This is a genomic window from Pseudomonas sp. TE3895, assembly GCF_056278855.1.
Map to the genome: position 1 here is coordinate 5,308,024 of NZ_JBWBQE010000001.1, position 24,769 is coordinate 5,332,792.

Genomic DNA, 24,769 nt, shown 5'->3' on the forward strand with positions numbered 1-24,769 from the left:
CACCGTTCAATGGAACGGCCAATCACAATAACGAAAGCCGAGCAGACCATGAAAAAAACCCTTTTCGCACTGGTGCTGACAGCGTCACTGCCTGTGGTATCAACCGCCGCATCTTCTTCACAGCAACAATCAGAGCTGCTCTATGCAAGCCTAGGAGAGAGAGTGCTGGGATACCGTGTCGATCCCAGTGCGGGCGAGTTGCAGTTGATCAGTGAAACCAAGGTTCCGGCAAACCTGCAATTTGGCGTGAAGAATGCCAAAGGCAGCATGCTGTATGTGGTTTCCAGCAACGCCGGGAACGGCACCTTGGGCGCCAAGGGTGATACCCATGTCTTGCAGGCATTCAGCATCAACAAAGCATCCGGGGAACTGACAGCGGTCGGGGACGTCATCGCCCTACCGGAACGGCCGATCAACCTGGGACTGGATCGGCAAGACCGATTTGCGGTGGTTGCCTATAACCAATCCTCTACCCTCAGCGTGCATCCGATCAAAGCGGACGGCAGCGTCAGCCCAGCAGTCCCACAGGGGCAGGTGCCCCAGGCAGGCATTTTCACACATCAGGTGACCTTCACCCCCAATGACCGCTTCGTGATAGCCCTGGCTCGCGGCAATGACGCGGTCAAGCAGGTACCAGACCAGCCAGGCAGCGTGAACACATTTGCGCTGGATGAACAGGGTTTGCTGCACAAGGTTTCAGTTGCGGCGGTCGACCCAGGGATTGGCCCGAGGCACCTGGCCTACCACCCTAGCCAACCATGGGCTTACGTGGCCATGGAACGCGGCAGTAAACTCTATATGTACAAGCTCAAGGCTGACGGAGCGTTGCAGCAAGCGCCTAGCTTCAAAAAGGATACCCTTGAGCACCTGAGCAATCTCGAAACGCCTCGTCAAAGAGGCGGTGTGATCCAACTCTCGCCGAATGGACGCTTCCTTTACGTGAGCAACCGTGCGGATGCCGCCACCGAGCATGAGGGTAAACGAGTGAACAATGGCGGAGAGAACAACATCGCGGTGTTTGCCATCGACCAGCGCACGGGTGAACCTCATCGCATTCAGGTCATCGATGGTCAAGGCATCGAAGCACGCACCATGAAGGTCGATCCCTCTGGCAAATTGCTGATCGTGGCCAACCAGATGACGCAATGGGTGAAGGATCACGGCGAGCTACGCAAGCGCCGCTCGAACCTGGCGGTTTTCCGTATCGAGAATAGTGGCAAGCTCCAGTTCGTGCGCAAGTACGAAATGGATGATGAACGCAAATCGCTGCTGTGGATGGATATCTGAAAATGACCGAGCCCCGCTGCTGCGGGGCTCAGTTCATTCATCGCTCGTTAGCCAGCTGTTCGCGAACTGCCCGCGCCTGTTGAGTGGTAACAGCAGGGGCGGCGTTATCCCAGGTATTGCGGATGTAGGTCGCCACAGCAGCCACTTGGCTGTCATCAAGACGCCATGCGAACGACGGCATGGATGGGCCCGTCGGTGCCGCATCGGTAGCAACCGCCTGCGCCCCGTCCAGCACTACACGCAGCACTGTGGCCGGGTCCTGTGCGAGTACCGCGCCTGCATTACGTAAAGAGGGGAACAACTTCGGTACACCTTCACCATTGGCCATGTGACATGCCGAGCAGTTGTCGGCATAAAGCGCCTTGCCCACCACCATCGACGATGTCTTCTGATCCACTTGCTTGGGCGCCTCCAGCCCAGCATCCAGGCTCTTGATGTAGGTGGCGATCGCGGCCAGGTCTTCATGCCGCATGAACTGGGTGGAATGCATCACAACCTCCCCCATAGGTCCAGAAGCCGCCGAGTAACGATTGCGACCGGTCTTGAGGTACTCGACCAGCTCTGCGTTGGTCCAGGCGCCAACCCCGCGGTAGGCATCTCCGGTAATGGTCGGCGCGACCCAGCCCTGCAGCGTGTAACCCTGCAGGTGTCCACCCGAGGTATCACCGCCCAGCAGATTCTTGGAGTTGTGGCAGGTACCGCAGTGTGCAAGGCCCTCGGCCAGGTATGCGCCGCGGTTCCACTGTTCGCTCTTGTTCGGGTCAGGTTTGTACTCACCTTCCTTGAAGAACATCATGTTCCAACCGTAGAGGCTGGTCCTCACATTGAACGGGAACGGCAGCTGATTGGCCTCGACCTTGTTGCGCACCGGCGGCAAAGTTGCCAGGTAGGCACGAATGGCCAGCAGGTCTTCACGCTTGACCTTGGTGTACGCCGTGTAGGGGAACGCGCCGTACAACAATTCGCCTCTGTGCCCGATACCCTTCTGCAGAGCCTGTATGAACTGCTCATCGGTCCAGGCACCAATGCCTGTCTCACGATCAGGCGTAAGGTTGGGGGCGACCAGTTTGCCAAAAGGCGTTTCGATTGCTTTGCCTCCCGCCATCACAGCGCCGTGTTCGGCAGTATGGCAGGCGGTGCAGTCACCCACGGTTGTCAGGTAGCGGCCTTTCTCGATGGTCGGGAACAACGCGCTTTGGGCAGGGCCAGCAGGCACCCACATCAGGGACACAGCTAGCGCTGCAGTAGCTGACCTGTTCATGCGTGCACCAACGGGCCAGGGTTCTTCAGATACTGTGTCCGGATAGCATTCGCAGCCCAGTAAGCCAGCGCGCCAACCGTGGCGGTAGGGTTATAACCCGCATTTTGCGGGAAGGCTGATCCGCCGATCACGAACAGGTTTGGAACGTCCCAGCATTGCAAGTACTTGTTGACCACACTTTCGCGTGGGTTGTCGCCCATGATCGCGCCACCGGTATTGTGGGTGCTCTGGAACGGTACAATGTTGTAAGGCCCCTTGGCCGGCTTTGCGACTATCTGCCGAGCACCCATCGCACGCGCCACATCGGCGGCCTTGTCGGTGACGAAGCTCGACATTTTCAAGTCGTTGTCCGGGAAGTCGAACGTCAGTTGCATCATTGGCCGACCGTGGCGGTCCTTGTAGGTCGGGTCTATGCCGAGGTAGTTCGAGCGGGTCGGGTACGAACTGCCCTGGGTGCGAACCACGGTGGTGCTGAGGTAATGCTTCTGGGTCGCTACCTTCCACTTACTGCCCCAGCGGGGCGTGCCTGGAGGAGTCATCCGGTTGCTGATCGGCCAACCGCTTGTGACGTTGGACATGATGCAGGCACCACCAAAGAACCCCAACCCGGAGTGATCGAAGTTGTCGCCGTTGTATTCGTCGCATGCCTGACCTACTCCGCCTCCCGCGATGAAGGGATTGAAGTTTTTGTCATCGAAGAATGCCTGGACCGCAGAGTTGGTCTGGTAGGCGTAATTCTTTCCGATGAGGCCTCTCTCGCTGATAGGGTCATACGGCGTGCCAATGCCGGATGCGAAGAGCAGGCGCACGTTGGGTACCGAGAACGCCGTCAGAATGACCAGGTCCGCCGGTTGCTCATAATGCTGGCCACTGGCATCGACGTAGATGACCCCCACCGCGCGTTTGCCCGAGGCATCCAGCTTGATCTGCAACACCTCTGACTGAACCTGGGCGGTGAAATTGCGCCGACGCATCAGCGCGGGAATGATGTTGGTCTGCGGGGTGGATTTGGAATAGTTGGCGCAACCGCAACGCGAACAGTAGCCACAGTAAGTACATGGCGCCATGGTCACGCCATAGGGGTTGGTGTACACCTGCGATGCGTTGCCGCTGGGCGTCGGAAACGGACGCAGTCCCATCTTCGCAGCTGCTTCGGCGAACAGCGTCGGCGCGTAGGTCATTGCCATCGGCGGCAACGGAAACTCACTCGAGCGGTTGCCTTCGAACGGGTTGCCGCCGGGTTGATAGTGGCCGTTGAGCATACCGGCCTTGCCACCAATACCTGCCATTTTTTCGAACTTGTCATAGAACGGTTCAAGTTCGTCGTAAGTGATACCCCAGTCGCGGATCAGCAAGTCCTTGGGGATGGCTTTGGCACCATAGCGCTCGGTCAGATGCGAACGCAGCACAAAGTCGCTGGGGTTGTAGCGCCACGTCAGCCCGCTCCAGTGGGCGCCGGAGCCGCCCAGGCCGGTGCCCAGCAAGAACGAGCCATATTCGCGCATCGGCAAGGCAGTCTGGTCATACGCGTTACGGAAGGTATAGGTGTCTTCGGCAGCAGTGATCATCAACTCCTGCTGGATCACATAACGCAGTTCATCCTGTACATATCCCGGATTGAAGTCGGTACCGGTGTCGCGCCACGGGCCACGCTCGAAGGCAATGACTTCAAGGCCTGCTTCGGCCATCTCGATCGCCATGATCGAACCGCACCAGCCCAGACCAACGATTGCCACGTCTTTTTTGGGTAACTTGATCATTTGACTCTTACACCTTCCAGTCTGGGCGGCCGGAAATACTTACGGGAGGGTTCGGATACGTCTGGCCATGCTTGTCGATCCAGTCCAGGTAGTCGTAACGAGCACCGGGATAACCAATCATTTTCCAGCTGACCATGTCGCGGTTTCCGCCATAGATGGGATCGGCGAAAAAGCCTTCCATAGTGCGCGACAGCAGCACCTCGAAAAACGCCGCGCCTTGCACACCATCGGGCAGTTCCACATGGCCGCTTTCCAGGCCGCTGAGCAGCGCCTCTCGATCGTGCCCCGACAACTGGGCGAACGTCTTACCGAAGGCTCCCTGACAGTGTTTTTCGAGCGACGTCAACCCAGCCCGCATCTGCTCCGCAGGCGTCAACGGTGATTGCGGACCTTGGGTTGGCAGCCCTTTGGCAAAGGGCCCCTGCAAGTACATGCGCGCCCCTTGCCCCTGAGGGCCAGACATCTGGCGGTCAATGTAGATGGCACAGCCGGCCTCTTTACCGCTCATGCTCATTTCATCGGCCGGGATGAGTGTCTCAACAATGGCTTCAACCAACTGCTGTTCGTGCCCGGTGAAGAACGTCCAATTATGCGGATCGATGTCCGCAGGCGGGTCTGAAGCGTTTGGCGCCCAAGGCAATGGTTGACCACCGACGATGGTGGCGGCATGGGTGAAAGATGAGCTCACCGCAATCAGCGTGCCGGCCCCCAGGAGCTGACGGCGGGTGATACCAGGAGATGTAGGATTCATTCAGGCCTCTCAGGACGAATCACGAGCGGCCGGCATGGTAATGTTTTTTGTAACACCAAAATACAAAAATAAGATGAAAATTGCTTTTTACGATGAACCGCTTCGCAGTGGCGGTCATTACTGCTTCATCCCGCCATCCACTATCACCCCTGTATTACGGAAGCTCCAGCATCTCGACGAAGTGTCCAGCTGGCACCCGTTGCAACCGCTGCCAGCAGCGCAACCAACAGAAATGCAAACTGGAAGTCCGCAGCCGTTTCCACTCCGACGTTTTCATGGAGCAGCATGGCGAACCGCAAAATCAGCGCTCCAACCGCGATCCCCAGACCCATGCTGAGCTGGAAAGCCATACTGAAGAGTGTGGAAGCATCCCGCATCCCAGTCGTGGATATCTCGGAGAATCCAACATTGTTGTAGGCCGTAAACTGTAGCGAACGAGACAGGCCGCCGATGAAAAGCCATGCAACTACCAGCTCATGGCTGGTAGACGGCTCGAGCAGCGCACAACCACCGATACAGAGAACGCCCAGCCAACCATTCAATAGCAATACCTGCCGGAAACCCCATCGCTTGAGCACCGCAGTAGTGACAGCTTTCATTGCCAGGTTGCCAGCAAAGACCGCGATCATCAGGCTGCCGGCGGTTAGCGCCGACAGACCGAAGGCGAGCTGGAACATCAAGGGCAACAGGAACGGCAAACTGCTGATGCAGACCCGGTACAAAGAGCCGCTGAAAAAGGTCAGCCGAAAGGTCTGCACGCCCAGCGCATCGAGTTTAAGCAGCGGAAACGGGGCCTTGCGCAGATGCCACACACTCAGCGCCGCAAGCAGCATTGCAGCGACAATGATCCATGCGCCAGACCACGACAGTCCGGCCGCGTGACCTAACATTTCAAACCCTGCCAACAAGGCAACACAAGTGCCTGACAACAGAATGAAGCCAGTCCAGTCGAATGGCATGCGGCGCTCGGAGCGATGATTGTCGATCAGGTAGCATGCGAAGATGAACGCGATGATGCCGAAGGGAATATTCAAATAGAAGATCCAGGGCCAGGTGGCATGTGTGACCATCAAAGCGCCAACCGGGGGCCCCAGCACTGGCGCTACCAAGCCCGGTACGGTGATGTAGCCTATGGTTCTTACCAGGTCCTTCTTGTCAGTGGCGCGCAGCACGGCCAAACGGCCGACTGGAACCATCAACGCTCCACTAATACCCTGCATGACACGCGCAACAACAAATGTTTCTAGGCTGTAGCTCAGCCCGCACAACAACGACGCCAAGGTAAATGCGGCAATAGCGGCAGCGAAGGTCGTACGCGCCCCCAGTCGATCGGCAACCCACCCGCTAAGTGGAATGAACGCTGCCATCGCCAGGAGATAGCTGCTCATCCCGATGCTCAGGTCTACCGGGCGGATGGCAAAGCTACGAGCCATTTCCGGTAGCGCAGTGACGATCACCGTCGCATCCAGGTTCTCCATGAAGAACGTAGCGGCTACCAGAAAAGCGATTTGGGTTGATCGAGTCATGCTCAGGGCGTCCAGTACTCACGTCGAATTGACCGAGATTAGCCACCACTAATTGGAATGGAAAATTCTTTTATGTAAGGTTAGCCATCTATTTTTGTTGTGAACACCCGCTAATACAATGAACCTGAAAGCCCTCAAATACGCAGTCGAAGTCGCTCGCACCGGCAGTTTCACTCGTGCCGCACAGCATTCGCACGTTGCACAATCGGCCCTCAGCATGGCAGTCGCTCGGCTTGAGCATGAGCTAGGGGTGCCACTGTTTGACCGCAGTGTTCGCGGGGTGACAGCCACAGCAGAGGGCGCAAGGTTTCTCGAGCGGGTCGACCTCATGCTTCAGGAATTGGCAGCAGCCCGCCAGGAACTGACCTCACTGGCCAATTTGCAAAGCGGCGAGGTGAGACTGGGATTTGCGCCCATGTTCGGTATGGGCCGCCTGCCGATGTGGCTCGAGCAGTTTCACGCCCAGTATCCGGGCGTGCGTTTCAAGGCGTTTGAAGGAGGCGGCCAAGAGGTGGACTGGCGGCTTGAGTCACGCGACATCGACGTCGCGTTGATGAATGCCCGCAGGGTCAAGCCGCACTGGCAATCGGCCGTGGTCGATGCCGACGAGCTTGTGCTATGCGTACTGCCTGATCACCCACTGGCCAAGCTGGATGCTGTCTCTGCCGAACACTTGCAGGGCCTGCCCATGGCGGTGCTCGATGGACGTTTCGCGCAACGCCTGATGCTCGATGAATACTGCAAACAGCACAGGGTTGCGTTTTGCACCGTGTTGCAGAGCAATGACGCCCCATTGGTGCTACAGGCCGCACTGCGGGGTCTAGGTGCGACAACGGTGTTCAAATCCAACCTTCACGCCGTTGGCAACCTGATTAGCGTGCCGTTCGAAACGCCCCAGCATTTGCAGTTCAGTTTATGTTGGCGAGCAGATGAGCACCTTTCCTTGGCCAACAGGCGCTTCATCGAGTTCGTTACTGGCAAGCCTATGCCGGTCCAACCGCGCCGCTAGTCGCCGACGAACACCATACAAACGGGGCTACCGGTGTGGGTCACATGCCCGGTGGCGGACAGGCGGCCACTCTCTTGGCAGACCTCGAAAGCCTCGAGGGTGTCACTGTCCTCGTTAAGCGCGAACAGGAAACGACCATTCGGCGTCAACGAAAAGAACCGCGGAGTAGCACCGCCACTTGGGACCCAGTCGATAAGCTTCAGCCAGCCGGTAACCTGATCGATGGCGAACATCACAATGCTGTCATACCCACGGTTCGATGCATAAAGGAAACGGCCAGTACGGTCAACTTCGACCTCCGAGGCACGGCTGTTCCCAGTGAAGTATTCCGGCAACAGGCTGAGTATCTGCCTGGCCTGTAATCCGCCTGTTTGCGCATCGTAATCATAAGTGGTGACGCTGGAGTCGAGTTCATTTACGGCATATGCACAAGGCAGATTCGGATGCAGTGCAATATGCCGAGGGCCCGCATTTTCGCGAGTGATCACAAACGGCTGCTCGGCCGGGGTCAGGCGTCCTTGTTCGAATCGGAAGCTGAAGATTCGATCAAGCCCCTTGTCTGGCACCAGCACAAACTGGCCGGTGGGGTCGAAGAGATTGAAATGCGGCTTGGGAAAAGGTTGTTCCGTACGATGTGGGCCTGGGGGCCCGTCCAAGGCGACGAGTTGTACCACCGACCCAAGCGCGCCCTGATCGTCAACCTCCATCACAGCCAAAGTTCCTGTGATGTGGTTGGAAACCACCAGATGCCGCTCATCCGCAGACAGCGCGAGGTGGACGGGGTTCTTGCCTTCGCAACACTGGGAATTGAGCAGTTTCAGGTAACCGCTAGCATTGTCGATTTTGAAAGCGCTGACGTCACTACGGTCCCCATGCACGGTGTACAAACGGTCACCCGCTCGATTTACAGCCAGGAACGAGGGATTAACCAGATCCTCTACTTGCTGAATCAGCTCCAACACACCTCGCTCCTGATCCAGCCGGTAAACGCTGATACCGATGCCGCGCGCGTTGCGTTCTTCAGTGGTGCGGGATCCTACATAGGCAAACATAAGCGCCCCTGTTCAGTTAATCAGAGCCTAAAGAAACGGCGATCCAGGATCGCCGTTTGCTCGCCTGCTGTCAGGCAGCACGCCAAGGGAACAAGCCAAAGGCCATGCTGACCAGCATGATCACCAGGCACAGGGCAAAGGCCCACTTCAGGGTGTACTTCTGATGGTCACTGAACTCGACCCCGGCCAACCCACACAGCAGGTAAGTCGATGCCACCAACGGGCTGAGCAAGTGCACCGGTTGCCCGACCAACGAAGCCCGACCGATCTCGGCGTGGGTGATGCCATAGACCTCGGCGGCCTTGGCCAGCACGGGCAACACGCCGTAGTAGAAGGCATCGTTAGACATGAAGAACGTGCCTGGAATGCTCGCCAATGCAGTGATAGGTGCCATATAAGGGCCCCATTCCGCCGGCAGCATGCTCAGGAAGCTCTTGGACATTGCATCGACCATGCCGGTCCCCGACAGAATGCCCGCCAGGATACCGGCAGCCAGGAAGATCGCGATCTGGTTCAAGGCCGTAGGCGCATGCGCGGAGATACGCCGGCGCTGATCCTGCATGTGCGGGTAGTTGATTACCAGCGCAATCGAGAACGCCACCATGAACAGGATCGCCAGCGGCAACAGTTCCATGACCAGGCCAGCCATCAAGGCAATGGTCAGTGCAGCGTTGAGCCAAAATAGCTTGGGCCGACGCAGTTCGGCGTTTTCCTCCGACAATGCCGGGGTGCCATCACCGTCGCCATCATCAAAGGTAGTGGCCGCCGAGCCCAGCGATTGTGGGAGCCTGCCCAGCCGTTGCCGCTCACGGGTACCAATGAACCATGCAAGCAGCAGCACACCCAGGAAACTGATGATGAGTGTCGGAATCAACGGCAAGAACAGGTCTGCTGTATCGACTTGCAAGGAAGCAGCGGCACGAGCGAGCGGCCCACCCCATGGCAGCAGGTTGGTCACACTGGCAGCCAGAATTACCACGCAGGTCAGTGCCAGAGGGTCAAGCCTCATCCGCTTGAACAACGGCAGCATCGCAGTGACCGTGATCATGTAGGTGGTCGAGCCGTCACCGTCCAGCGACACCAGACCTGCCAGCAGCGCGGCGAACACCACCGCTTTCATCGGGTCCCCGCCAATCAGCTTGATGAACTTCTTGATGATTGGGTCGAACAGCCCAGTGTCGAACATCAGGCCGAAGTAGAGGATGGCGAACATCACCATGATCGCAGTCGGCGCGACCTTGCGCAGGCCCTCGATCATCATGTCGCCCATGTCCGGCCCGAAGCCGGCAATCAACGCGAAGACGATCGGTACGGTGGTCATGGCCACCAGGGGCGAAAGGCGCTTGGTCATGATCAGGGCCATGAAGGTCACGATCATGCCGTATCCGAGAAATGACAGCATTTGTATCACCTTGACTTAAAATACAATTATTGTTGTGAGTCAGCGCGGTGAGGCGCATCAAGGGCAGCAGCGATAGCGTGTGAACGGCAGCTGTAGATTAATCGCTGCAAAGTGGATCAGCTCATATGCAGGCCACCATTGATCGAGAAGTCCGCTCCATTGGCATAGGCCGATTCGTCAGATGCAAGCCAGGAGCAGATCGCGGCAATTTCTTCTGGAGCGCCCAGCCGGCGCGCTGGGATCTCATGGACGATGCGATCCATATGCGTCGTGCTGGTGATCGCTTTGAGCTTGGGAGTGGCAATGTAACCGGGAGAAACCGTGTTTACCGTGACGCCCCTCGCCCCGACCTCACGGGCAAGCGCCCGGGTAAATCCACGAATGGCGGACTTTGCCGTCGAGTAATTGACCTGGCCTACTTGGCCAATCTGGGCGTTGACTGAGGAGATATTGATCACCCGCCCCCATCCATTGGCAACCATGTCCTCAATCACCTGCTTGGTGACGTTGAACAGTGAGTTGAGGTTGGTGTCGATGACTGTCGCCCAATCCCCGGGCTGCATGTCACGAAAAACTACGTTACAAGCGGTGCCTGCATTATTGACCAGCACATCGACGGGCCCAATCTCGCGCTTGATGCGATCAAAGGCCGCCTCACATGACTGCCAGTCGGCCACATTGCCCTCCGAGGGAATGAAATCGAAGCCCCTTCGGTGCTGCTCCGCAAGCCAGTCTGCCTTGTGTGGGGAGTCCGGGCCACAGCCTACGATTACCGTAAAACCGTCGCGGTACAGCCGTTGGCAGATAGCGGTACCCAATCCGCCCATACCGGCTGTTACGTAAGCTACGCGTTTAGTCATGAATCACCCCTCTATTCTCATATCGCGGAGGGCCTGAGGGCATGCGCGCATGAACGCGCGGATGCCCCTGGCAAGCACGACCCACACTTTGCATCTGCATTTCAGTAAATACAAGTGCAATATGTCGCTATTTAGGATTGCAACAGCCGCTTGAGCTTCAAAACCGCACTGTCCGGAGTGGTCAACACAGGCGTCTCGGTTAAGGCCGCACAAGCCGAGGCGGCCGATGTCATGGAAAACTGAGCAAAACAGATCACATCGACGTCAGCGAGCGGCGGGACCATTTCACTGATCAACTGATCATGGCGCGCCGCATCTCCTTGATGAAGTGCTTCTATGGCCCGAGGCGAGACGGCGTGTTGCAAGGTCAATTTTTTGCCTCGTGCCGCGGCTGCCTCGTGCAGTTCCTCGGATATCGAGTCGATAGCCGGGGCGAAGGTCGCCAGCAGCGCCACCCGATCACCGTATTGCAAGGCGTCCTCGAGCATTGCCTCGTTGGGTTTCAGGACAGGAATATCCAAGCTGGCTTTGCACGCATTGATCGCTTCACCGAACGCCGAGCAGGTGAACAGGATCCCGTCCGCGCCCGCCTCGCGCGCATAGCGTGCAAGCGCCATAAAGCGCTGCTTCAGTGCATCCGTGACGGAACCTGCGCTTCGCAAATCGCGCGACAGCGAATCTTCGAGCAAATTGCACAGCTCGGCCTCAGGCCACAAACGTGCAAAAGCTTCGTTGATAGGCGCAACCGCCACTGGCGTGGCGTGAATAAGGAAAACACGCTTGGTCGCCATTATGCGGCTCCCTGGACGCGCGATGCATCAAGCACCAGCACGCCGTCGTCATCTGCAAAGAGCTGATCGCCATCGGCAATGGTTTGGCCGGCAATCGTCACGCTCAGCCCAACCTGGCCTTCATTGCGCTTGGTCGACTTGGCCGGGGTCACCCCCAGCGCCTTGATAGCGATCGGCAAAGTGCGCAGGACCGCCTTGTCGCGCACATAGCCGTACACCAGCACGCCCGCCCAGCCATTGCGTACCAGGTCCTCGGCGATGTGATCGCCAAACAGTGCACAACGGTCGCTACCGCCGCCATCCACTACCAACACCCTCCCCGCGCCGGCCTGGCAGCTCAGCTCCTTGATGCGCGAGTTGTCTTCGAAGCACTTGACCGTGACTGCCGGGCCCTGAAAGTCAGGTTTGCCGCCCAGGTCCTGGAAAATCGGCAGAAGCACTCTGGCACTCGCGCCAAACTCATCGCACAGATCGGTGGTCTTGATGCTCATTGCAGCCCCTTCGCTAGGTTTAGACAAAACAAATGTTGCATATATTGGTTTTACATGCAATAAAATGCAAAGGCCGGGGCGGCAGCGGGTTGCTCCAGTGGACAGCATCGATCGGGGCGGCAACGAATCGCTTCGATGATTGTACTTCGTCGCCGCAACGTACACCCTAACGAAGTAGCGACGAGCCGCTTTATCTACGAACAAAAATGCTTAGGAGAGTGTGATGCGTATTCTGGTTCTTCCCTGCGATGGTATCGGTCCTGAAATCGTCGAATCTTCGATGTCGGCCCTGCATGCTGCCAACAAGAAATTTGATCTTGGCCTGAGCTTTGACTACGACGATGTCGGCTTCGTCAGCCTGGAAAAGTACGGCACTACCCTGCGTGACGAGACTCTGGAAAAAGCCAAGACCTACGACGGCATCATCCTGGGCACGCAGTCCCATGCTGACTACCCAGCGCCGGAGAAAGGCGGCCGCAACGTTTCCGCTGGCTTCCGTATCGGTCTTGACCTGTACGCCAACGTGCGCCCGGCGCGCACCCGCTCGTTCCTCGAGTCGAACATGAAGCCTGGCAAGACCATGGACCTGGTGATCATGCGTGAAGCCACCGAAGGCTTCTATCCGGACCGCAACATGTCCCGCGGCTGGGGTGAAGTCATGCCATCGCCGGACATGGCTCTGTCGACTCGCAAAATCACTCGACACTGCAGCGAACGTATCGCCCGTCGCGCCTTCGAGCTGGCCATGAAGCGTAACCGCAAGGTCACAGCGATCCACAAGGCCAACAGCTTCCACATGACCGATGGTCTGTTCCTAGAGTGCGTGCGCAACGTGGCCAAAGACTTCCCGGAAGTCAAGGTCGACGACCTGCTGGTCGACGCCTCTACCGCTCACCTGGTGCGCAGCCCTGAGCGTTTCGACGTGCTGGTTGCAACCAACTTCTACGGCGACATCATCAGCGACCTGGCCAGCGAACTGTCCGGCAGCCTCGGCCTCGCCGGCTCGATGATGGCCAGCGACATTCACTGCTGCGCTCAGGCCCAGCACGGTTCGGCGCCTGACATCGCCGGCCAGGACAAGGCCAACCCTGTCTCGATGATTCTCTCGGTTGCGATGCTGCTGCAGTGGATGGGCGAGCAGCACGGCAAGCCTGCGCTGGGCGAAGCGGGCAAGGCCATGGAGCAGGCAGTGGACGTCGTACTGGAAGATCCAGCCAAGCGCACTGCCGACCTCGGCGGCAAGCTGGGTTGCGCCGCCTTCGGTGAAGCCGTTGCAGCAGTGATTGCCGGCTGATCGACCGCACGCCGTAAACCCTGCTGGAACCTACCAAGCTGGCGATGCGCTGTCGTCGCCGGCTTTTCCCGCTCCTGCGGGGTTGAACCCGTTTTACGCCGCCCAACAATTGCACAGGAGAAACTGCCCGTGACCCAACCCTTACTCGGCTGCATCGCCGACGACTTTACCGGCGGCACCGACCTCGCCAGCATGTTGGTGCGCGGAGGCATGCGCACGCTGCAGGTGATAGGCGTTCCCGACGGCCCGATCGACGCTGATGTCGATGCCGTAGTCATTGCGTTGAAGTCCCGCACCCTCCCCGCCGCCGAAGCCATTGAAGAATCAGTTGCAGCACTTGACTGGCTCAAACAGGCCGGCTGCCGTCAGTTCTTCTTCAAGTATTGCTCGACGTTCGATTCCACTGCGCAAGGCAATATCGGCCCAGTCGCAGACGCCCTGCTCGAAGCCCTCAACGCGCCATTTGCACTGGCATGCCCGGCATTCCCGGAAAACCAGCGCACGCTCTTCAACGGCTACCTCTTCGTTGGTAACGAACTGCTCAGTGAGTCCGGCATGCGCCATCACCCGTTGACGCCGATGACTGACGCCAATCTCGTGCGCGTCCTACAACAGCAAACCAAGCGCAAGGTCAGCCTGGTTCCCCACAACATCGTCAATCAAGGCGCTAGCGCGGTACGCCAAGCGTTCGCCGAGGCCCAGGCAGATGGCAGCGGATACGCTATCGTCGATGCTGTGAGCAACCTGGACCTCAAGGTTATCGGCGAAGCTGCCGCAGACCATGTTTTGATCACCGGCGGTTCTGGCGTCGCAATCGGCCTACCCGATAATTTCAAACGCGCAGGGCTGCTGCCTGGCGCTTCTTGTGCCGCCAAGCTACCCCATATCGAAGGTCATTCTGCGGTACTGTCCGGTAGCTGTTCGGTAGCGACCAACGGCCAGGTCGAATTCTGGCAGCAGAGTGGTCGTCCGAGCTTCGCGCTCGACCCGCTACGCCTCGCCGACGGGCATGACCAGGTTACTGAGGCGCTGAACTGGGCTAAACCACTGCTGGGCGAAGGACCGGTACTGATCTACGGCAGCGCTCGCCCCGAAGCAGTCAAAGCAGTTCAGGAGCGACTTGGCATTGCCGCTGCCGGCGAAATTGTCGAACGTGCGCTGTCGCAGATTGCTCTGGGTCTACGAAAATTGGGCGTAAACATCTTCGTTGTCGCGGGCGGCGAAACCTCCGGGGCAGTAGTGAAGGCGTTGGGTGTCGATGCACTGAGAATCGGTGCACCTATCGACCCGGGCGTGCCATGGACGCTTGGCCTGGGTGAGCACCCGACAGCGCTGGCACTTAAATCCGGTAATTTCGGTACCCGCAACTTCTTCATCAAAGCCCTGGAGCTGGCGCCATGAACGAGAACAAGGAACGGGAACAGATTGTCCTGCTCGGCAAGTCCATGTACGACCGTGGTCTGACCCATGGGGGCACAGGTAATATCAGCGTGCGTCTGGATGACGGCTGGCTGCTTACGCCAACCGGCTCTTCACTGGGCCGACTCGATCCTGCACGACTGACCAAGCTCGACTGGGAAGGCCGGCATATCAGCGGCGACAAGCCCTCCAAGGAATTGATGCTGCACCTTGCCATGTATCAAGAGCGCCCCACGAGTGGCGCCGTCGTTCACCTGCATTCCACTCACTCGGTAGCCGTCTCGGTACTGGATGGCTTGGACCCGGACGACCTGCTGCCGGCGATTACTGCCTACTACGCCATGCGCGTCGGCAAACTTCCGCTGGTGCCCTATTACGCCCCGGGGGATCCGGCCCTGGCAGAAGCAGTCCGCTCGTTTTCCAGCAAGCATCACGCCATGCTGTTGGCCCATCATGGCCCCGTGGTGGCGGGCAGTGACCTGAACGCCGCTGTAGATGCAACCGAGGAACTCGAGGCTACCGCCCAGTTGTTCCTGCTGATCTTCCAGCACAAGTTCAAGACCCTGACCCCCGAGCAAATTGCCGAACTGCGGCGCCTCTATCCTCTGAAGTGAATGGCACATGTTTGCGAGCCTGAAAACCTGGTGGGCAACACCTCTGGTAGGCATCATCGGCGCCCTTCTGGCCAGTGCGGCGCACTGGCCCCTGCCATGGATCATAGGCTCGATGCTAGCGGTGATTTTCGTCCGCTGCAGCGGCTGGTTGATTGCCGAGATTCCAAACGGACGTAAATCAGGCCAGTGGATGATTGCCACCTCCATCGGCCTGCATTTCACCCAACCTGTAGTCCATGAAATTGTCGGCCATTTCCCGATGATGCTGGCGGCAGCCTTTCTTACCCTGTTACTCGCCCTTGCCGGGATCGCCTTCATGCGGCGCCAGGGCATGGACCTGAAGACCGCTTACTTCGCCTTCATGCCGGCAAACTTTGCCGAAATGATCCAACTGGGGATGCGCCACCGCGCTGACGTCAGTCAGATCGCTGCGGCTCATAGCATCCGCCTGGTGCTGATCGTGCTCAGCGTGCCTGCCGCCATGTTCCTGTTGATGCAAGTTACCCCAGGCGTAACCGAACCGTTGCGCCCTGCAGCCCAGTGGCAGTGGCTCGGCCCCATGCTGGTAGGGGGTGCGTTGGTGGCAGTGTTGTGGCGACGGATGGGCCTGCCGAACCCGTGGATGTTCGGCCCGATGGCCCTGTGCGCTGGCCTGACGGCAACGTTCGACCTGCGAACAGCACTCCCGGTAGAGATGAGCCACTATGGCCAATTGATGATTGGTTGTGCCCTGGGCAGCTTCTTCGATCGAGGCTTCTTCCGTCGTTCGCCGCTATACCTGATGAAGGTGGTGATTTTTACCCTGTCGATGATCGTTGGCACTTTCCTGTTCGCCTGGGGCTTCGGCTGGCTGACAGGTATGCCAGTGCTGTCATTGGCGCTGGGCATGATGCCGGGCAGCAGCACTGAGATGTACCTTACCGCTGAAGCCCTTCACCTGGGAGCAGGGATGGTGACCGCTATGCAGATCATGCGCCTGGTGGTGGTCATGTTATGCGCAGAACCTGTGCTCAAGCTATGGCTGGCACGCCAGGGTGACGTCGTGAACGAGCAACAAGAGCAGGACTAGCGCCTTCACGAAACAGGAACGCCCGCCTCGACCGTATCCGCGGGCGTCTCCGTTGGCCTGCTGCGCTCCAGAATCGGCGACTTGCGGGCGAGCGACCCACTGAGATGGCGTTTCATCAGATGCGCTGCTTCCAGATTGTTTCCTTCCTCGACCAACTCGATCATCCGAAGGTGCTCGGCACACTGCGTGTAGAGGCGCTTGCGGTCGATCATGGAGCGGTACTCCAGCAAGCGACGCATGTTGTTCAGCTGCTTGAGGATCATGTGGTACAGCGGGTTGCCGGACAACTTGATCAAATCCTCGTGGAAGCGGATACCGGACTTCATCAGGACATCGGCCGGCAGTGTGTCGATGCCGCCGGACAGCAGGTCCTTCTGCTCCTTTTTAAGACGCCTGAGCACATCGAGGTCGTACGCAAAATCATTCTCGAGCAAAGCTGCGGGCTCGATCAGAGACCGGACCTTGTAAATCTGCTGGAGCGTCTCTGGGGTTTTCGCCACATCCAGGAACCGCCAGCCGTAACCTGGCTTGGGCTCGGCCCAGCCAACTTTCGCCGCTCGGTTTAGAATATCGATGACCTGAAACTTGGTCAGGTCGTAGCGCTCTCGCAGGTACTTCTCGGTGACTTCCGATGGAATTGCATCGTTGAGCCAATCCTCTGAAAGCTGATAGTACTCTGGGGGTTCTTCAGTCGCCGTGATCTCATCCAGTGCTTCAGTCAAGCCGTCAGCAATGCCAATTACAAAAAAGCCCCGGTTGGGAATCTGCTCCAGGACGCCCTGCTCGGCCAACAGCGTCAACGCCTCCCGAGCAGGTGAGCGCGACACATGAAAGTCATCAGCGACTTTCTGCGCACTCAAATGCGCTCCAGTGGTAATTTCGCCAAGCTGGATCTTGTGTTTTATGTCAAAAACAATGCGCTGGACTAGGGTGCTTGATGCCATATGCCTGAACCGATACGTTGTAAAACCGGAGAGATCAGCAGCCAATCCTTTGATTATCGGCGCCGGTAAATGCAAGTATACGCTAGAACCTGCTCAAGGCGGCAGACACCACTAGCGGGGCGCCATGCGGAATTGTCGCACCAGTTCATTGAGTTCCAACGCCAAGTGGGCCAGCGACTGGCTTGCCGCTGCGGTCTGAGCGGCACCCGCCGACGTCTGTATCGACAGCTCACGGATTGCCAGCAGGTTACGGTCCGTGCTCCTGGCCACCTGCGCCTGCTCGGTCGCCGCACAACTGATGACCTGATTACGCTCATTGATTTGCTCGCTGCTAGAAAGCAGCGCCTGCAGCGCGACGCTGGCTGCCTCGGCCAGGGCCAAGGTTTCCTGGGTTCGGCTGGTACTGTTGTGCATGGTCTGCACTGCGGCCCCGGTTTCCCGCTGCATCGCCGTGATCATGGCTTCGATCTCACGGGTAGATTCTGCCGTACGGTGAGCCAAGCCCCGCACTTCATCTGCGACCACTGCAAAACCCCGCCCCGCTTCGCCTGCACGGGCAGCCTCGATCGCGGCGTTGAGTGCGAGCAGGTTAGTCTGCTCGGCAATCGTACGGATAACATCCAGTACCCGGCCGATCCCCTGCGCTGCCCCTGAAAGCCCTTCAACCTGGCTGGCACTGGCCAGCACATCGCGTATCAGACCATTGAGCGAAGCCAGTGCCTCCTCCATCTTTTGCCTGCCTTGGAGCGCCGTTTCACGTGCCTCGTGTGCCAACTGCGAGGCCATGGCCGCACTCTGAGCGACTTCCTCGGTTGCGCTGGTCATCTGGGTGACCGCGGTAGCCGCCTGCTCGATCTCACTGTGCTGCATGTGACTGTCCCGTCGCCCCTCTTCGGTAACGGCATTAAGTTGCTCGGCGGCTGTTGCCAGCTGCGTAGACGAGCCATCGATCTGTCGCAGTGTCTGCAACAGGTTCGACTGCATACGCTTCAGGGCCTGCATCAACCGCGTCGCTTCATCGTTACCCGTTGGCGTGATCACCTGGCTCAGATCCGCTTCGGCAACCCGTTCGGCAATTTGTACTGCCGACCGCAAGGGTGCAGTGATGCTGGTGATAAGGAGCCACGCGATCAACCCGGTGCAGACGAAGACCAACAGTACCACCAGCACGACTCCCTTGATCGCATTGGAATACGCGGTTTCCGATCGCAGGTTGGCGCGCTGAGCGCCCTCATCAGCCTGTTCGATCAACGCGTCGAACTGGCGTGTCATCTCATCGTATGCATCACGCACCGACATGAGGTAAGCACGTGCCCCTGCCTTGTCGCCTGTACGCGAAACGGCCAGTAATGCCTGATGATGCTTTGCATAGGTTTCAAGGCTACGCACAAAGTCCTCGAGGCCGGTACGCTCTTGGTCGGTTTGCAACAGCCCGGCGTATCGCTGCATTTGTTCGCGCACTTGCTGAAGGCGACCTGCTGTACGTTCTTCGTACGTCTGCATCTGCTCTTGGCTAACTGAAAGGATGTGCTGCATCGACCCCATTCGATAGCGATTCAAGGCGGCATTGGCCGTACCCAGGGCGCGAACGCGCTGCAGCCAGTTATCCTTGATATCCAGAGCCTCAGCCTGTACCACACGGATTTGTTGGAGCGCAAACGCGCCCAACAGCACGCTCAACAGCGCCAGGCACGCGAAGCCGATAGCAGCTCGCGGTCCTACACCGATCATTCTGACGTTCATCTAATCAAGGTTTCCTTTGTTCCCGGACGGGAATCGCAACAATGACTTGCGCCGATACGAGGCCCGCGAACAGGCCCGGCATCGACGAACAAGTCGCAGTGACGGCTCAGAGCAGTTCGAGCGGGTACTCGACGATTACGCGCACTTCGTCCACGTCGCCTTCTGCCTGAGCTTCGTTGGCACGGTGAGTGGTGTGTCGCAAACGCAGGGAAAGGTCCTTGGCAGCGCCCGATTGCACGACGTAGCGCAGGTCCAGGTTACGCTCCCAGTGCTTGCCATCCTCACCTTGCAGCCCTGCGTATCCACCCAGGGGATCGGCCTTGGTGCCATCGATATGATCACCCTTGAGGTAGCGTGCAGAAAACTTCAGGCCCGGCACGCCGTAGCCTGCAAAGTCCAGGTCGTAGCGCACCTGATAGGAGCGCTCGTTTGCCCCGTTGAAGTCCGAGTAGTTGACGGAGTTGGCGAGAAAAATAGAGTCGCCGCCAACAAAATCGAAAGGCGTGTTGCCATCTACGTCCTGGTACGCAACGGTCAGCTTGTGATCGCCGAACGCATAGCCCAGCGCCAGGCTATAGGTGGTGTTATCGATCTCGCCCTGCAACGCCTTGCCGGCATCCCGGGTTTTGTAGAGGTTGGCGTCCATGTCCAGGGACTGGGTATCGGAGAGCGGCAACACATAGTTCAGGTTGCCGTAATACTGATGCCAGGTTTCATCGAAATCCGAGGCATAAAGGCTAGCACTGAGCTGCTTGCTCAAGGCATAGGTGCCGCCGACGAAATCGATCGACTTGCCAATGCGGTTTTCACCGTAATTGAGATAAAGATCGTCATCCTGGTTGCTGGAGTCCCGCAGCTTGTAGGCGGTGAAATGCCCCGCCTGCAGATCAAGGCCATCGATTTCTTTGCTTTGCAGCAACAGACCGGTTGCGGTCTCTGGCAACAGTCGCGAATCCCCGGTTGCGAACACTGGCGCCTCGGTGCGCATGTTGCCGTAGCGGAGCTCGGTGTTGGATAAACGCACTTTCACAGCGGCGCCGGCGCTGGAGTAGTCATCTTCCGGGCGATCATCACTATCGACCGGCAACAGGTCAGCGCCGGAACGCCCTCGCCCACTGTCAAGTTTCAAGCCAAGCAAACCAAAGGCATCCACACCAAAACCCAAGGTGCCTTGTGTGAAGCCAGACTCATAGAACGCCATGATCCCGTGCGCCCACTCCTCGCGGTAGCTCTGATCACCAGGCTCGGCATCACGATAATCGCGATTGAAGTAAAAATTGCGGTTGAGCAGACGAAGGCTGCTGCCTTCGATAAAACCCGCTGATTCCGACTGATCCGAAGCCTGCGCCGCAGCACAGGCGAGCGAAACGGCCAACGCGGTAAACCCCTGAGTCACTGCATGCATCGTCAAGTATTCCTGGTTTAGAAGTTAGTGCCCTGGCCTGCCATTGCCGGGCTTTCTTGTTGTGGATCTAAACAAGCTATGCGCACTGCGGCGCAGCAGCCCCCTGATGAGGTCCTGGCAGGCAATGCCAGAAACGAACGCCCACCAGCAGCGCTGCCCTCCAAAAATAACATTGCATTTGTAAGTGTCAATATGCGAATCTTCTTTCGCTCGCCAGGCAGTCCTCCCCATCCTCAAAAACCGCCTGATGAAGCCATGAATTTTGCTCAATGGCAGCCTTCAGATTGAGTTCAAGCCAAAACCTTATTTGGATGTATGGACCCAAATATCCAATTGATCTGACTGCCTTTTCTTACCAGACGTCCGCTTTGAAGGAAGCTGAGCCATGCAGCGAAGAACAAAAATAGTTGCCACACTGGGACCCGCCACTGAATCACCGGAGGCGATCGAGGGCCTCGTGCGCGCCGGCGTTGATGTGGTGCGCCTCAACTTTTCCCATGGCTCGGCCAACGAGCACATTGCTCGAGCAGCGCTGGTGCGTGAGATGGCCCGCAAGCACAATCGCTTTGTCGCTATCCTGGCCGACCTGCAGGGCCCGAAAATTCGGATTGCCCGGTTTGCAGAAGGCAAGGTGACGATCAACAAAGGGCAGCGCTTCATCCTCGACGCTAAAATGGATAAGCAGGCGGGTACTGCCGAAGCAGTGGGTATCGACTATGAGGCCCTGATCAGCGACAGCCGCGCAGGGGACATCCTGTTGCTCGACGATGGACGCGTCGAGCTGCAGGTACTCGAGGCTCATGCGCACCACCTGGTCTGCGAAGTGCTGGTCGGCGGTCCGCTCTCCAACAACAAGGGCATCAACCGCAAGGGCGGGGGCCTATCTGCCGCTGCTTTGACCGATAAGGACCGCGAGGACATTCGTACCGCAGCGAAGATGCAGGTGGATTACCTGGCTGTGTCGTTCCCGCGCGATGCCGAGGACATGCACCTGGCGCGTCGTTTGTTGCATGAAGCAGGCGCTGAAGCAGGCCTGATCGCCAAGATCGAACGTGCTGAGACAGTCGCTGATCGGCATATCCTCGATGCGATCATCGAAGCCTCCGAAGGGGTCATGGTCGCTCGTGGCGATCTGGGTGTGGAAATCGGCGATGCCGAATTGGTAGCGGTGCAGAAACTGATCATCGATCGTGCGCGCTCTTTGAATCGAGTGGTGATCACGGCAACCCAGATGATGGAGTCGATGATCACGCAGTCCATGCCAACCCGCGCCGAAGTGTTCGATGTCGCCAATGCCGTGCTCGATGGCACAGATGCCGTGATGCTGTCCGCCGAAACCGCTGCCGGTGCCTACCCAGTGCAGACAGTGGAAGCAATGGTACGCATCATTGCCGGCGCTGAACGTCATCCGCAGGCGCAACGTTCAAAACACCGCATGGATGAAGTCTTCCAGCGAATCGACGAAACCATCGCCCTCTCCGCCATGTACGCCGCCAATCACCTGCATGGCGTAAAGGCGATCATCAGCCTGACCGAAAGTGGCGATACACCCCGTCTGATGTCGCGCATCCGCTCGCACCTGCCGATTTACGCATGCTCGGACAACCCGCGTACACAAACGCGCGTGGCCTTGTTCCGTGGCGTCCAGACCCTGCCTTTGAACAGCGATGACATGCTCCCCGAGGAAGTCAATCACCGTGCAGTGCAAGCCCTGGTCCTGCGGGGTGTGGTCAGTGCCGGTGATCATGTGCTGATTACCCGAGGCGACCATGCCCACAACCAAGGCGGTACCAATACCCTGCGCGTAGTGCGCGTGGGCGATGAAATCCGCTGAGAAGCAGGAGGTTGCCAGTGAGCCAGTCCACACACAACGTCTCATCTGATCATCCGGCACCTGGCAGTTGGCCGCGTGACTTCGATTTCCGCCAGGAACATGCAGAGCAGCAGGAGCTGCTGGATCCGACCTTCGAAACAGGGGCACCAGACACCATGATCAACGCCACCCTCATCACCCAAATCACCGCACGTGAAATCCTCGACTCGCGTGGCAATCCCACGGTGGAAGCACAAGTCACTTTGGCGGGTGGCCAGCAAGGTATCGCCAGCGTACCGTCGGGAGCATCAACGGGCAGCCGCGAGGCCTTGGAGCTTCGAGATGGTGGCAACCGCTACCATGGCAAGGGCGTGCTGCGCGCGGTAGAACATGTCAATCAGGCAATTGCTGCCCACCTGAAAGGATTGGACGCACTTGATCAGCGGGCAATCGATCAAGCTCTGATTGAGCTGGACGGCACAGACAACAAGGGCACGCTTGGGGCCAATGCAATCCTGGCGGTTTCTCTGGCCACGGCTAAGGCTGCTGCCGAAGCCAAGGGCCTGGCATTGTACGAGTACTTCGCCGAGCTGCATGGCACACCCGGCCAGTTCAGCATGCCGGTACCCATGATGAACATCATCAATGGCGGCGAGCATGCCGACAACAACGTCGACATTCAGGAGTTCATGATCCAGCCGATCGGCGCGCAGAACTTCAGCGAAGCCCTGCGCATGGGGGCTGAAGTGTTTCATACCCTGAAGAAAGTGCTAGCAGAGCGCGGCCTGAGCACCGCTGTGGGTGACGAAGGCGGATTTGCCCCGTCCCTGGACTCCAACGAACAAGCATTGGTGGTGATTCAGGAAGCCATCGAACGTGCAGGCTACCGAGTCGGCGTCGATATCAGCATGGCGCTGGATTGCGCAGCCTCAGAGTTCTACCACGACGGTGAGTACGTGCTTGCTGGCGAGAACAAGCGATTTTCCAGCGCCGCATTCACCGACTACCTCGGTCAGCTGCGTCACCGCTATCCCATCCTGTCCATCGAAGATGGCATGGATGAAAGCGACTGGCACGGCTGGGCCCTGCTGACCCAGGCACTGGGCAAAGGCACCCAGCTGGTCGGTGACGATTTGTTTGTCACCAATCCGGCCATCTTGCGCGAGGGGATCAGCCAAGGCGTGGGCAATGCCATCCTGATCAAATACAACCAGATCGGAACCCTCAGCGAAACGCTCGACGCCATCCGCCTGGCTCAGCAATCGGGCTACAACGCCGTGATTTCCCACCGTTCAGGCGAAACCGAAGACACCACTATCGCAGATCTGGCGGTAGGCACACGTGCCGGGCAGATCAAGACCGGCTCACTGTGTCGCTCTGACCGGGTGGGCAAGTACAACCGCCTGCTGCGCATCGAAGAAGCCCTGTTGGAACAGGCGCCCTACTGCACTGATGCACTGCGCGCGCAACGCGGCTGATAGAGAGAACCGCACATGAACGAAAAGCTTGTAATCGCGAACTGGAAAATGCATGGCACTCGTGCTGCCAATGAGCAACTGATCAACAACCTGCTGCCGACACTCAGCGAATTGCAAGGCGTACGGATCGCCATCTGCCCGCCATTGCCATACCTGTCCCAAGTTGCTGATCTGCTGGGCAATTCCAGTGTATCGCTGGGCGCACAGAATTTCAGCGAACGCCCACAAGGAGCTTTCACTGGCGAGGTCAGCGGCGAAATGCTTGCCGACATAGGCTGCAATTACGTGCTCGTCGGCCATTCCGAGCGCCGTAGCCTGTATGGCGAAACTGACGCGCTGGTGGCGATGAAATTCGAGGCGGCATTACGCGCAAACCTGGTGCCAGTCCTGTGCCTTGGCGAAACCATCCATCAGCGCCGGGCGGACAACACCAATGCAGTGATCGGCGCACAACTGCGAGCGGTTCTGCAGCAAGTCGGGATAAAGCAACTTGCCCGTGGCGTCATTGCCTATGAACCGGTCTGGGCAATTGGCACTGGCGAGACAGCCTCGCCAGCCCAGGCCCAAGCAGTCCATCAGCACATTCGTGCGCTTCTGGCCGAGCAGGATCCGGATGCTGCCGCCAGCATTCCCCTGCTTTACGGCGGCAGTGTCAAAGCAGATAACGCAGCGCAGCTGTTCGAGCAGGCCGATATTGACGGTGGCCTGATCGGTGGCGCATCGCTGGACCCGGCAGCCTTTGGTGCGATCTGCAAAGCCGCTCGCGCCTGACTCAATCGCGCAACCGTGCGCCTTCAGAC

21 protein-coding genes and 2 pseudogenes are annotated in these 24,769 nt (G+C 58.4%); 10 read left to right on the forward strand and 13 right to left on the reverse strand.

Going from position 1 to position 24,769, the window contains the following annotated elements:
* Positions 1 to 48 precede the first annotated feature (48 nt).
* Positions 49 to 1,287 (forward strand): lactonase family protein, encoded by a 1,239-nt coding sequence (locus tag ACZ889_RS24020; protein ID WP_476257876.1) that lies wholly within the window; start codon positions 49 to 51, stop codon positions 1,285 to 1,287.
* A gap of 37 nt (positions 1,288 to 1,324) precedes the next feature.
* Here the strand turns inward: ACZ889_RS24020 and ACZ889_RS24025 are convergent, their stop codons facing one another.
* The 4 genes from ACZ889_RS24025 to ACZ889_RS24040 all read right to left on the reverse strand — a co-directional run bounded on the left by ACZ889_RS24025 (position 1,325) and on the right by ACZ889_RS24040 (position 6,591).
* A complete protein-coding gene (locus ACZ889_RS24025; protein ID WP_476257877.1) occupies positions 1,325 to 2,548 on the reverse strand; it encodes a c-type cytochrome in 1,224 nt (407 codons plus the stop codon).
* On the reverse strand, positions 2,545 to 4,308 hold the full coding sequence (locus ACZ889_RS24030) for a GMC family oxidoreductase (protein ID WP_259139479.1): 1,764 nt from the start codon (positions 4,306 to 4,308) through the stop codon (positions 2,545 to 2,547). The genes ACZ889_RS24025 and ACZ889_RS24030 overlap by 4 nt, the downstream gene beginning before the upstream one ends.
* A 7-nt stretch (positions 4,309 to 4,315) precedes the next feature.
* Complete coding sequence (locus ACZ889_RS24035) at positions 4,316 to 5,059, reverse strand: gluconate 2-dehydrogenase subunit 3 family protein (protein WP_476257878.1); 744 nt, start codon at positions 5,057 to 5,059, stop codon at positions 4,316 to 4,318.
* A gap of 143 nt (positions 5,060 to 5,202) precedes the next feature.
* Entirely contained in the window at positions 5,203 to 6,591 is a 1,389-nt protein-coding gene (locus ACZ889_RS24040; RefSeq protein WP_476258033.1) for an MFS transporter, read from the reverse strand.
* Positions 6,592 to 6,703: 112 nt separating this feature from the next.
* On the opposite strand from ACZ889_RS24040, the pseudogene ACZ889_RS24045 reads away from it, so the two are divergent.
* Positions 6,704 to 6,874 (forward strand): annotated as a pseudogene (locus ACZ889_RS24045) (LysR family transcriptional regulator); the annotation flags it as partial.
* A 39-nt stretch (positions 6,875 to 6,913) separates the two neighbouring features.
* Positions 6,914 to 7,594 (forward strand): LysR family transcriptional regulator substrate-binding protein, encoded by a 681-nt coding sequence (locus ACZ889_RS24050; protein ID WP_476258034.1) that lies wholly within the window; start codon positions 6,914 to 6,916, stop codon positions 7,592 to 7,594.
* Here the strand turns inward: ACZ889_RS24050 and ACZ889_RS24055 are convergent.
* The 5 genes from ACZ889_RS24055 to rraA form a co-directional block, all read right to left on the reverse strand.
* Positions 7,591 to 8,646 carry a lactonase family protein gene (locus tag ACZ889_RS24055; RefSeq protein WP_476257879.1) on the reverse strand — a complete coding sequence of 352 codons (1,056 nt, stop codon included), beginning with the start codon at positions 8,644 to 8,646 and terminating at the stop codon, positions 7,591 to 7,593. The genes ACZ889_RS24050 and ACZ889_RS24055 overlap by 4 nt on opposite strands.
* Positions 8,647 to 8,716: 70 nt before the next feature.
* On the reverse strand, positions 8,717 to 10,048 hold the full coding sequence (locus ACZ889_RS24060) for a CitMHS family transporter (RefSeq protein ID WP_476257880.1): 1,332 nt from the start codon (positions 10,046 to 10,048) through the stop codon (positions 8,717 to 8,719).
* A gap of 116 nt (positions 10,049 to 10,164) precedes the next feature.
* The gene (phbB, locus tag ACZ889_RS24065) at positions 10,165 to 10,908 is read right to left on the reverse strand and encodes an acetoacetyl-CoA reductase (protein WP_110744477.1); all 744 of its coding nucleotides are present in this window, start codon (positions 10,906 to 10,908) and stop codon (positions 10,165 to 10,167) included.
* A gap of 131 nt (positions 10,909 to 11,039) precedes the next feature.
* Positions 11,040 to 11,699, reverse strand: coding sequence for an aspartate/glutamate racemase family protein (locus ACZ889_RS24070; RefSeq protein ID WP_476257881.1), 660 nt, complete (start codon positions 11,697 to 11,699; stop codon positions 11,040 to 11,042).
* A complete protein-coding gene (gene rraA / locus ACZ889_RS24075) occupies positions 11,699 to 12,190 on the reverse strand; it encodes a ribonuclease E activity regulator RraA (protein WP_401082714.1) in 492 nt (163 codons plus the stop codon). Before rraA ends, ACZ889_RS24070 begins: the two co-directional genes overlap by 1 nt.
* Positions 12,191 to 12,413: 223 nt before the next feature.
* Between rraA and ACZ889_RS24080 the strand changes: the two genes are divergently transcribed.
* The 4 genes from ACZ889_RS24080 (at position 12,414) to ACZ889_RS24095 (ending at position 16,586) form a co-directional block, all read left to right on the forward strand.
* Positions 12,414 to 13,484, forward strand: a complete 1,071-nt coding sequence (locus tag ACZ889_RS24080; RefSeq protein WP_110744480.1) for an isocitrate/isopropylmalate dehydrogenase family protein — start codon at positions 12,414 to 12,416, stop codon at positions 13,482 to 13,484.
* A gap of 129 nt (positions 13,485 to 13,613) precedes the next feature.
* Positions 13,614 to 14,885 carry a 3-oxo-tetronate kinase gene (gene otnK, locus ACZ889_RS24085; protein ID WP_476257882.1) on the forward strand — a complete coding sequence of 424 codons (1,272 nt, stop codon included), beginning with the start codon at positions 13,614 to 13,616 and terminating at the stop codon, positions 14,883 to 14,885.
* Positions 14,882 to 15,517, forward strand: a complete 636-nt coding sequence (gene otnC / locus ACZ889_RS24090) for a 3-oxo-tetronate 4-phosphate decarboxylase (protein ID WP_110744482.1) — start codon at positions 14,882 to 14,884, stop codon at positions 15,515 to 15,517. The genes otnK and otnC overlap by 4 nt, the downstream gene beginning before the upstream one ends.
* Before the next feature lie 7 nt (positions 15,518 to 15,524).
* On the forward strand, positions 15,525 to 16,586 hold the full coding sequence (locus ACZ889_RS24095) for an AbrB family transcriptional regulator (RefSeq protein WP_476257883.1): 1,062 nt from the start codon (positions 15,525 to 15,527) through the stop codon (positions 16,584 to 16,586).
* Positions 16,587 to 16,591: 5 nt separating this feature from the next.
* Here the strand turns inward: ACZ889_RS24095 and ACZ889_RS24100 are convergent, their stop codons facing one another.
* The 4 genes and pseudogenes from ACZ889_RS24100 to ACZ889_RS24115 form a co-directional block, all read right to left on the reverse strand.
* On the reverse strand, positions 16,592 to 17,530 hold the full coding sequence (locus ACZ889_RS24100) for a GntR family transcriptional regulator (RefSeq protein ID WP_476257884.1): 939 nt from the start codon (positions 17,528 to 17,530) through the stop codon (positions 16,592 to 16,594).
* A 111-nt stretch (positions 17,531 to 17,641) separates the two neighbouring features.
* A complete protein-coding gene (locus tag ACZ889_RS24105; protein WP_476258035.1) occupies positions 17,642 to 18,532 on the reverse strand; it encodes a methyl-accepting chemotaxis protein in 891 nt (296 codons plus the stop codon).
* Positions 18,509 to 19,273: pseudogene (locus ACZ889_RS24110) on the reverse strand (MCP four helix bundle domain-containing protein); the annotation flags it as partial. The pseudogene ACZ889_RS24110 and the gene ACZ889_RS24105, both read right to left, overlap by 24 nt.
* 106 nt (positions 19,274 to 19,379) lie before the next feature.
* Positions 19,380 to 20,678 carry an OprD family porin gene (locus ACZ889_RS24115; protein WP_259139467.1) on the reverse strand — a complete coding sequence of 433 codons (1,299 nt, stop codon included), beginning with the start codon at positions 20,676 to 20,678 and terminating at the stop codon, positions 19,380 to 19,382.
* Positions 20,679 to 21,063: 385 nt separating this feature from the next.
* Here ACZ889_RS24115 and pyk point away from each other — a divergent pair, with 385 nt between their 5' ends.
* The 3 genes from pyk to tpiA all read left to right on the forward strand — a co-directional run bounded on the left by pyk (position 21,064) and on the right by tpiA (position 24,740).
* Positions 21,064 to 22,512: a pyruvate kinase gene (gene pyk / locus ACZ889_RS24120; protein WP_110744487.1), complete on the forward strand. Its 1,449-nt coding sequence runs from the start codon at positions 21,064 to 21,066 to the stop codon at positions 22,510 to 22,512.
* A gap of 155 nt (positions 22,513 to 22,667) precedes the next feature.
* Positions 22,668 to 23,969 (forward strand): phosphopyruvate hydratase, encoded by a 1,302-nt coding sequence (gene eno, locus ACZ889_RS24125; RefSeq protein WP_476258036.1) that lies wholly within the window; start codon positions 22,668 to 22,670, stop codon positions 23,967 to 23,969.
* A gap of 15 nt (positions 23,970 to 23,984) precedes the next feature.
* Positions 23,985 to 24,740 carry a triose-phosphate isomerase gene (gene tpiA, locus ACZ889_RS24130; RefSeq protein ID WP_476257885.1) on the forward strand — a complete coding sequence of 252 codons (756 nt, stop codon included), beginning with the start codon at positions 23,985 to 23,987 and terminating at the stop codon, positions 24,738 to 24,740.
* Positions 24,741 to 24,769: the final 29 nt, after the last annotated feature.

Coding starts and splice junctions, on each gene's coding strand:
- ACZ889_RS24020 (WP_476257876.1), top strand. CDS start 49: ATGAAAAAAACCCTTTTCGCACTGGTGCTGACAGCGTCACTGCCTGTG.
- ACZ889_RS24025 (WP_476257877.1), bottom strand. CDS start 2,548: ATGAACAGGTCAGCTACTGCAGCGCTAGCTGTGTCCCTGATGTGGGTG.
- ACZ889_RS24030 (WP_259139479.1), bottom strand. CDS start 4,308: ATGATCAAGTTACCCAAAAAAGACGTGGCAATCGTTGGTCTGGGCTGG.
- ACZ889_RS24035 (WP_476257878.1), bottom strand. CDS start 5,059: ATGAATCCTACATCTCCTGGTATCACCCGCCGTCAGCTCCTGGGGGCC.
- ACZ889_RS24050 (WP_476258034.1), top strand. CDS start 6,914: ATGCTTCAGGAATTGGCAGCAGCCCGCCAGGAACTGACCTCACTGGCC.
- ACZ889_RS24055 (WP_476257879.1), bottom strand. CDS start 8,646: ATGTTTGCCTATGTAGGATCCCGCACCACTGAAGAACGCAACGCGCGC.
- ACZ889_RS24060 (WP_476257880.1), bottom strand. CDS start 10,048: ATGCTGTCATTTCTCGGATACGGCATGATCGTGACCTTCATGGCCCTG.
- phbB (WP_110744477.1), bottom strand. CDS start 10,908: ATGACTAAACGCGTAGCTTACGTAACAGCCGGTATGGGCGGATTGGGT.
- ACZ889_RS24070 (WP_476257881.1), bottom strand. CDS start 11,699: ATGGCGACCAAGCGTGTTTTCCTTATTCACGCCACGCCAGTGGCGGTT.
- rraA (WP_401082714.1), bottom strand. CDS start 12,190: ATGAGCATCAAGACCACCGATCTGTGCGATGAGTTTGGCGCGAGTGCC.
- ACZ889_RS24080 (WP_110744480.1), top strand. CDS start 12,414: ATGCGTATTCTGGTTCTTCCCTGCGATGGTATCGGTCCTGAAATCGTC.
- otnC (WP_110744482.1), top strand. CDS start 14,882: ATGAACGAGAACAAGGAACGGGAACAGATTGTCCTGCTCGGCAAGTCC.
- ACZ889_RS24095 (WP_476257883.1), top strand. CDS start 15,525: ATGTTTGCGAGCCTGAAAACCTGGTGGGCAACACCTCTGGTAGGCATC.
- ACZ889_RS24100 (WP_476257884.1), bottom strand. CDS start 17,530: ATGGCATCAAGCACCCTAGTCCAGCGCATTGTTTTTGACATAAAACAC.
- ACZ889_RS24105 (WP_476258035.1), bottom strand. CDS start 18,532: ATGCAGGCCCTGAAGCGTATGCAGTCGAACCTGTTGCAGACACTGCGA.
- ACZ889_RS24115 (WP_259139467.1), bottom strand. CDS start 20,678: ATGCATGCAGTGACTCAGGGGTTTACCGCGTTGGCCGTTTCGCTCGCC.
- pyk (WP_110744487.1), top strand. CDS start 21,064: ATGCAGCGAAGAACAAAAATAGTTGCCACACTGGGACCCGCCACTGAA.
- eno (WP_476258036.1), top strand. CDS start 22,668: ATGATCAACGCCACCCTCATCACCCAAATCACCGCACGTGAAATCCTC.
- tpiA (WP_476257885.1), top strand. CDS start 23,985: ATGAACGAAAAGCTTGTAATCGCGAACTGGAAAATGCATGGCACTCGT.